The following is a 7,214-nucleotide window of genomic DNA, read 5'->3' on the forward strand; positions in this document are numbered from 1 at the left end:
TGCACCAAGGGAGATGAGAGTCACGGAAACAAAAAAGGGGCGGACGGCGCATCAAAGTGCGCCGCCCGCCCACCTGTTGAGCAGGTACGACCCGGCAGCTAGGAAACGACCGCCGGGTCGGCCGACTTGGCGACCCGGCCGGAGTTGTCTTCGTCACCCACGGCGATACCGCGCCGCTTGGAGATGTAGACCGCCCCGACGATGACCAGGATCGCGGCCACCGCGATGCCCGCGCGGATGCCCGCGCTGGCGTCGTCCCCGTAGCTGAACTGGACGACCGCGGGCGCGATCAGCAGCGCGACGAGGTTCATCACCTTCAGCAGGGGGTTGATCGCCGGACCCGCGGTGTCCTTGAACGGGTCGCCCACGGTGTCGCCGATGACGGTCGCGGCATGGGCCTCGGAGCCCTTGCCGCCGTGATGGCCGTCCTCGACGAGCTTCTTGGCGTTGTCCCACGCACCACCGGAGTTGGCGAGGAAGACCGCCATCAGGGTGCCGGTGCCGATCGCACCCGCGAGGAACGAGCCGAGCGCGCCGACCCCGAGCGTGAAGCCGACCGCGATCGGGGTCAGCACGGCGAGCAGACCGGGAGTGGTGAGCTCGCGCAGGGCGTCCTTGGTGCAGATGTCGACGACCTTGCCGTACTCGGGCTCCTCCGAGTAGTCCATGATCCCGGGGTGCTCGCGGAACTGCCGCCGCACCTCGTAGACCACCGCGCCGGCCGACCGCGACACCGCGTTGATCGCGAGCCCCGAGAAGAGGAACACGACCGCGGCACCGAGGATCAGGCCCACCAGGTTGTTGGGCTGCGAGATGTCCATGACCAGGTTCATCGGAGCGCCGTCGCCGAGTTTCTCGCCGACGTCCGCGGCCGCGGTCGCGATGGCGTCGCGATACGAGCCGAAGAGCGCCGCCGCCGCCAGTACGGCGGTGGCGATGGCGATGCCCTTGGTGATGGCCTTGGTGGTGTTGCCCACCGCGTCCAGGTCGGTGAGGACCTGGGCGCCCGCGCCCTCGACGTCGCCGGACATCTCGGCGATGCCCTGCGCGTTGTCGGAGACCGGACCGAAGGTGTCCATCGCCACGATCACGCCGACCGTGGTGAGCAGACCGGTACCGGCCAGAGCCACCGCGAACAGCGCGAGCATGATCGACGCACCGCCGAGCAGGAACGCCCCGTACACACTGAGCCCGATCAACAGCGCGGTGTATACGGCGGATTCGAGCCCGATGGAGATACCGGCCAGGATGACGGTGGCCGGACCGGTCAGCGAGGTCTTGCCGATGTCCTTGACGGGACGCCGGGTGGTCTCGGTGAAGTACCCGGTGAGCTGCTGGATGAGTGCGGCCAGCAGGATGCCGATCGCGACCGCGACCACCGCGAGAATCCGCGGATCGCCGCTCTTGGCGCTGATCGCCGCGTCGGTGACACCCTTCAACTCCGCGTACGTGGCGGGCAGATAGACGTAGACGGCTGCCGCCACCAGAGCGAGGGAGATCACCGCGGAGATGAAGAACCCGCGGTTGATGGCCGACATCCCGCTGCGGTCGGAGCGCCGGGGCGCCACCGCGAAGATGCCGATCATCGCCGTGACCACACCGATCGCCGGAACGATCAGCGGGAAGGCCAGACCCGCGTCACCGAAGGCCGCCTTGCCGAGGATCAGCGCGGCGACCAGCGTCACGGCGTACGACTCGAAGAGGTCGGCCGCCATGCCGGCGCAGTCGCCGACGTTGTCGCCCACGTTGTCCGCGATGGTCGCGGCGTTACGGGGGTCGTCCTCGGGGATGCCCTGCTCGACCTTGCCGACCAGGTCGGCACCGACGTCGGCGGCCTTGGTGAAGATGCCGCCGCCGACACGCATGAACATCGCGATCAGCGCGGCACCCAGGCCGAAGCCTTCGAGCACCTTGGGCGCGTCCGCCGCATAGACGAGAACCACACATGCTGCGCCGAGGAGACCGAGCCCCACAGTGAACATGCCGACGACGCCGCCCGTACGGAAAGCGATCTTCATGGCCTTGTGCTTGACGGCCGTCAGATCCGCGGCCGGTTCGCCTTCCGCGGGGTCCGCCTCACGGGCTGCCGCGGCCACACGCACATTCGCGCGTACGGCCAGCCACATGCCGATATAGCCCGTGGCGGCGGAGAAGAGCGCACCGATCAGGAAGAAGACGGAACGGCCGGCGCGCTGATTCCAGTCGTCCGCGGGCAGCAGCATGAGCAGAAAGAAAACGATCACGGCGAAAAGGCCGAGCGTCCTCAACTGCCGTGCCAGATACGCGTTCGCACCTTCCTGGATCGCCTTTGCGATCTTCTTCATGCTGTCGGTGCCCTCGCCGGCGGCGAGGACTTGGCGTACGAGTACGCCGGCTACGACGAGCGCGGCAAGCGCGACGATCCCGATGACCATGACGATCAGTCGGTTGTCGTCGGTCAGTACTGCGGCTGCGAAGGTTGTGGGGTGATCAAACTGATGAGGGGTAGAAAGCCCCGCCATTCGTCCTCCTTGACGCCTGTGCTGAGCTCAAGATGTGGACGGATTGTAGGGAGCCGATCCTGATCAAAACAGTGCGCGACAAACGTAATTGGCCTTCACTTGCTCCTCAGCAAATGATCGCGTCACAGGATTGAGCTCGAAAGAGGTAATGGATCAAAAGCGTTGACTCTTGATCGTCGGGGCGGAAATGCGATCACTGAAGATCAACAGTGCTCGGTAATTCTGGTGCGGAAAAAAACTGAAGGGCCCTGCTCAGCAGGGCCCTTCAGTAGGTTCTTACGGGTCGGGGCGGGTCGGGTCGGGCTCAGCCGAGCACCGGGGCCACGCTCACCGGCCAGCTCATCCTGATCTGACCGCCGGACGCGCCGGTGGTCACCTCGACGTCGTCGACGAGGCCGCTGATGACCGCGAGACCCATCTCGTCCTCGTCGGCATCGGCGTCCGGATCCGCCGCGACCGCTTCGGGCGAGGAGTCCTCGACCGTCACCGTGTGCGGCGCTTCGTCGCCCACCTCGATGGAGAAACTCTTCTCCTCCTCGATGAGCACCACCTTCACCGGCGCCGAGACCTCATGACTTTGATGCAGCCCTACGGCACGGGTGCAGGCCTCGCCGACCGCGAGGCGCACCTCGTCGAGCACGGCCTCGTCCACCCCGGCCCTGCGCGCGACCGCGGCCGCCACCAGACGGGCGGTCCTGACGTGCTCGGGCAGCGCGCTGAAGCGGAGTTCAACGGTGGCCATCAATCCCCCTCCGTTACGTTCCTACGTGCTGTCGGGGGGCCGGGCCTGGACGGCCCGGTGCCCCCGGCTCCCTCCGCACCGGGCCTTGGCGGCCCGGGATGCAGCCGTCAGTCGGTGGCCGCCACCGCCTCCTCGACCGAGGTGTGAATCGGGAACACCTTGGTCAGACCGGTGATACGGAAGATCTTCAGGATGCGCTCCTGGTTGCACACCAGGCGCAGCGAACCCTCATGGGCGCGCACTCGCTTCAGACCACCCACCAACACGCCGAGTCCGGTGGAGTCGAGGAAGTCCACGCCCTCCATGTCGACGACAAGGTGGAAACTGCCGTCGTTCACCAGCTCGACCAGCTGCTCGCGCAGCTTGGGCGCGGTATACACATCGATTTCGCCACCGACCTCGACGACCGTACGATCGCCGACGGTACGGGTCGACAGGGACAGGTCCACGGATCCTCCAGCACCTTGCTATCGGGCAGTCGCCCCCTGGTCTCCTGGCTTGCAGGACTGGGGCGGAACGCCAGCCGCGATGGCATTCAATCACTTACGGGCGGGCGAGCACGACGCCTTGGGAGCATTGTCCGTCACGCCAGTGACACACTCGGTGCCGATGGCCACGAATCACCGCCCCGACCGGCGCAGCGACGACCGCCAGGAGCCGCCCGCTACGGGGCCCTCCGGGCGGCCTTCTCCGCGCACGGTGCTCGACCGGCTCGCCTCGGGGGAGAGCCGGTCCGCGCGCCTCACTCATACGGAGCACTTGCCCCCGCGTGCGGGCCGTCATGCTCTTTGGCCGGACCGTATCCGGCCGGAAGTGATCGCCGCACTGAACTCGGCCGGAATCGATCACCCCTGGGCCCACCAGGCACTCGCCGCCGAACACGCTCTGGACGGCGAATCCGTGGTCGTCGCCACCGGTACGGCCTCGGGCAAGTCCCTGGCCTATCTGATGCCGGTCCTGTCCGCCCTCCTCGACGGCTCCGAGGCACCCAACGGCCGCGGCGCGACGGCGCTGTACCTCGCCCCGACGAAGGCCCTCGCGGCCGACCAGTGCCGCGCGGTCAAGGAACTGGCCGCGCCCCTCGGCCACGCCGTCCGGCCCGCGGTCTACGACGGGGACACCCCCGTCGAGGAACGCGAATGGGTACGTCAGTACGCCAACTACGCCCTGACCAATCCGGACATGCTGCACCGCGGGATACTCCCCTCCCACCCCCGCTGGTCCTCCTTCCTGCGCGCCCTGCGCTATGTCGTCATCGACGAGTGCCACACCTACCGAGGCGTCTTCGGCTCCCATGTCGCCCAAGTCCTTAGGCGCCTGCGCCGCTTGTGCGCCCGCTACGGCTCGGACCCCGTCTTCCTGCTCGCCTCCGCCACCGCGGCCGACCCCTCCATAGCGGCCGAGCGCCTCACCGGCCTCCCGGTCAAGGAGGTCGCCGACGACGCCTCGCCCCGCGGCGAGCTGGTCTTCGCCCTGTGGGAGCCGCCGCTCACCGAGCTCCACGGCGAGAAGGGCGCACCCGTCCGCCGCACGGCCACGGCCGAGACCGCCGACCTGCTGACCGACCTGACGCTCCAGGGCCGACGCTCGATCGCCTTCGTACGGTCCCGGCGCGGCGCCGAGCTGGTCTCCGTGATCGCCCAGGAACGCCTGGCCGAGATCGACCGCTCGCTCGTCGGGCGCGTCGCCGCGTACCGCGGCGGCTACCTGCCGCACGAACGCCGCGCGCTGGAACGCGCCCTGCACTCCGGCGAACTCCTCGGCCTCGCCGCGACCACCGCCCTGGAGCTCGGCGTCGACATCTCGGGCCTGGACGCGGTGGTGATCGCCGGCTATCCGGGCACCCGCGCCTCGCTGTGGCAGCAGGCAGGGCGGGCCGGGCGCGCGGGGCAGGGTGCGCTGGCCGTCCTGGTCGCCCGGGACGACCCCTTGGACACCTTTCTCGTGCACCACCCCGAGGCGCTCTTCCATCAGCCGGTCGAATCTACGGTCCTGGACCCCGACAACCCGTATGTACTCGCTCCTCACTTGTGCGCGGCAGCTTCCGAACTGCCGTTGACGGAGGGGGATTTCGCCTTGTTCGGGCCGACCGTGCCGGAGCTGCTGCCGCAGCTGGAGTCGGCCGGCCTCCTTCGCCGCCGTACGAAGGCATGGCACTGGACCCGCCGCGAACGCGCCGCCGACCTCACCGACATCCGGGGCGAGGGCGGCAGCCCCGTCCAGGTCGTCGAGGCGGGCACCGGACGGCTGCTCGGCACCGTGGACGCCTCGGCCGCCCATACTGCGGTCCACGAGGGCGCGGTCCACCTCCACCAAGGCCGTACGTACCTGGTGAAGGAGCTCGACCTCGACGAGTCGGTCGCCCTCGTCCAGGAGGCCAACCCGTCCTACTCCACGACCGCCCGGGACACCACGGCCATCTCCGTCCTGGACACCGACGTCTCGGTGCCCTGGGGGGACGGCCGCCTCTGCTACGGCTCCGTCGAAGTCACCAACCAGGTCGTCTCCTTTCTGCGCCGCCGGCTCATCACCGGCGAGGTACTCGGTGAGCAGAAGCTGGACCTTCCGCCGCGCACCCTGCGTACGCGTGCCGTGTGGTGGACGGTCACCGAGGACCAGCTCGATGCCGCCCGGATCAACCCCGAGATCCTCGGCGGCGCCCTGCACGCCGCCGAGCACGCCTCGATCGGGATGCTCCCGCTGTTCGCCACCTGCGACCGGTGGGACATCGGCGGTGTCTCGGTGCCGCTGCACCCGGACACGCTCCTGCCGACCGTCTTCGTCTACGACGGTCACCCGGGCGGCGCGGGCTTCGCGGAACGCGCCTTCCACACCGCCCGCTCCTGGCTGACGGCCACGCGAGCCGCGATCGCCTCCTGCGAGTGCGAGGCCGGCTGCCCGTCGTGCGTCCAGTCCCCCAAGTGCGGCAACGGCAACGATCCGCTGCACAAACGGGGCGCGGTGCGATTGCTCACGGAGCTGCTACGGGGGGCTCCGGAGGAGTAGCGGCCCCTGCCGCTACCGGAAAGGTCACCCGAGGCTCCGCGGGAGCAACGGGCCTGGCCTCGCGCGAGGCGATCACCCGAGGCCCCGCAGGAGCAACGGGCAAACTCCTGCCTCGCGCGCAGGCGCTGACCGCGGCCTCAACGCCCGGATTCCGCACCCGGACCAGCCCAGCGCCCGACTTCCGCACCCCGGACCAACCCAGCGTCTGGGTTCCGCCTCAGCGCCTAAGTTCCGTGCCCGCCCAGATCAGCGCCTGGCTACCGTCTCAGCGCCTGGGTTCCGCACCCGCCCACCTCCTCGTACGGCTGCCCACTTCAGCGCCTGGCTTCCGCACCCACCTCAGGGCCTGCCTTCGCCCCCGTCCGCCTCAGAGCCTGGCTCACGCACTCCGCCCACCTCAGGGCGCAGCCCCTGAACTCCCGACGCTCGCCCCCACCTCAGGCGCCGGCGGCCCCGCCCGCGAGCGCACCGCCGACGACATGGGTCCCGACCGTGCTCGTACTGTCACGTCCGCGATCTCGCCCCGCACCGCGCACCGCACCACGTCCGTGCCCTGTGCCCGTGCCACCCGCCCTGCTCCCGCACACGCGTCCTCCTGCCCCCGCAGGGCGTGGTCCGCGGCCGCGAGCGCCGCCAAGTCCGCCGCCGCGCCCGCCCGATGGCGCGCGACCATGGCCTGGGCCATGAGCAGCAGGCCGGCAAGGATGAGACACAGCGCGCCGATCAGCCCGACCACCCATACGGTCGCCGAACCCTGATCGTCCCGCGCACGCGCCCCGAGCCGCCCGCGAGCACCCACCGCGGTTGAGCGCCCACGGGCACCCAACCCGGTCTGGCACCGGCGGGCACCCACGCCGACCCTCTGACCACGCGCCCCCAGCCCCAACTCCCGTATCTGCGCAGGCCCTCCAGTCTGCGCAGGCGCTCCAGCACCCGTCTGCCGAAGCAGTCGACCTCCCCGCCCC

5 protein-coding genes are annotated in these 7,214 nt (G+C 69.6%); 1 reads left to right on the plus strand and 4 read right to left on the minus strand.

Translation table 11 applies throughout. From position 1 onward, the window contains the following. Window positions 1–98 precede the first annotated feature (98 nt). The 3 genes from G6045_RS12670 to bldG form a co-directional block, all read right to left on the minus strand. Window positions 99–2,501 (minus strand): sodium-translocating pyrophosphatase, encoded by a 2,403-nt coding sequence (locus G6045_RS12670; protein WP_165332004.1) that lies wholly within the window; start codon window positions 2,499–2,501, stop codon window positions 99–101. Between the two features lie 304 nt (window positions 2,502–2,805). Further along, the gene (locus G6045_RS12675) at window positions 2,806–3,243 is read right to left on the minus strand and encodes an ATP-binding protein (protein WP_165332005.1); all 438 of its coding nucleotides are present in this window, start codon (window positions 3,241–3,243) and stop codon (window positions 2,806–2,808) included. Window positions 3,244–3,350: 107 nt separating this feature from the next. Beyond that, entirely contained in the window at window positions 3,351–3,692 is a 342-nt protein-coding gene (gene bldG / locus G6045_RS12680) for an anti-sigma factor antagonist BldG (protein ID WP_003975386.1), read from the minus strand. A 79-nt stretch (window positions 3,693–3,771) separates the two neighbouring features. On the opposite strand from bldG, the gene G6045_RS12685 reads away from it, so the two are divergent. Further along, window positions 3,772–6,249 (plus strand): DEAD/DEAH box helicase, encoded by a 2,478-nt coding sequence (locus G6045_RS12685; protein ID WP_165332006.1) that lies wholly within the window; start codon window positions 3,772–3,774, stop codon window positions 6,247–6,249. A 397-nt stretch (window positions 6,250–6,646) separates the two neighbouring features. On the opposite strand, the gene G6045_RS12690 is transcribed toward G6045_RS12685, so the two are convergent. Then, a complete protein-coding gene (locus tag G6045_RS12690) occupies window positions 6,647–7,048 on the minus strand; it encodes an Rv3654c family TadE-like protein (RefSeq protein ID WP_165332007.1) in 402 nt (133 codons plus the stop codon). Between the last annotated feature and the right edge of the window lie 166 nt (window positions 7,049–7,214).

Source organism: Streptomyces mesophilus (assembly GCF_011044995.1).
GTDB lineage: Bacteria > Actinomycetota > Actinomycetes > Streptomycetales > Streptomycetaceae > Streptomyces > Streptomyces mesophilus.

Bases quoted from the DNA above. Each gene is read 5' to 3' on its own strand.
- G6045_RS12685 (WP_165332006.1), top strand. From the start codon at position 3,772: ATGGCATTCAATCACTTACGGGCGGGCGAGCACGACGCCTTGGGAGCA.
- G6045_RS12675 (WP_165332005.1), bottom strand. From the start codon at position 3,243: ATGGCCACCGTTGAACTCCGCTTCAGCGCGCTGCCCGAGCACGTCAGG.
- G6045_RS12670 (WP_165332004.1), bottom strand. From the start codon at position 2,501: ATGGCGGGGCTTTCTACCCCTCATCAGTTTGATCACCCCACAACCTTC.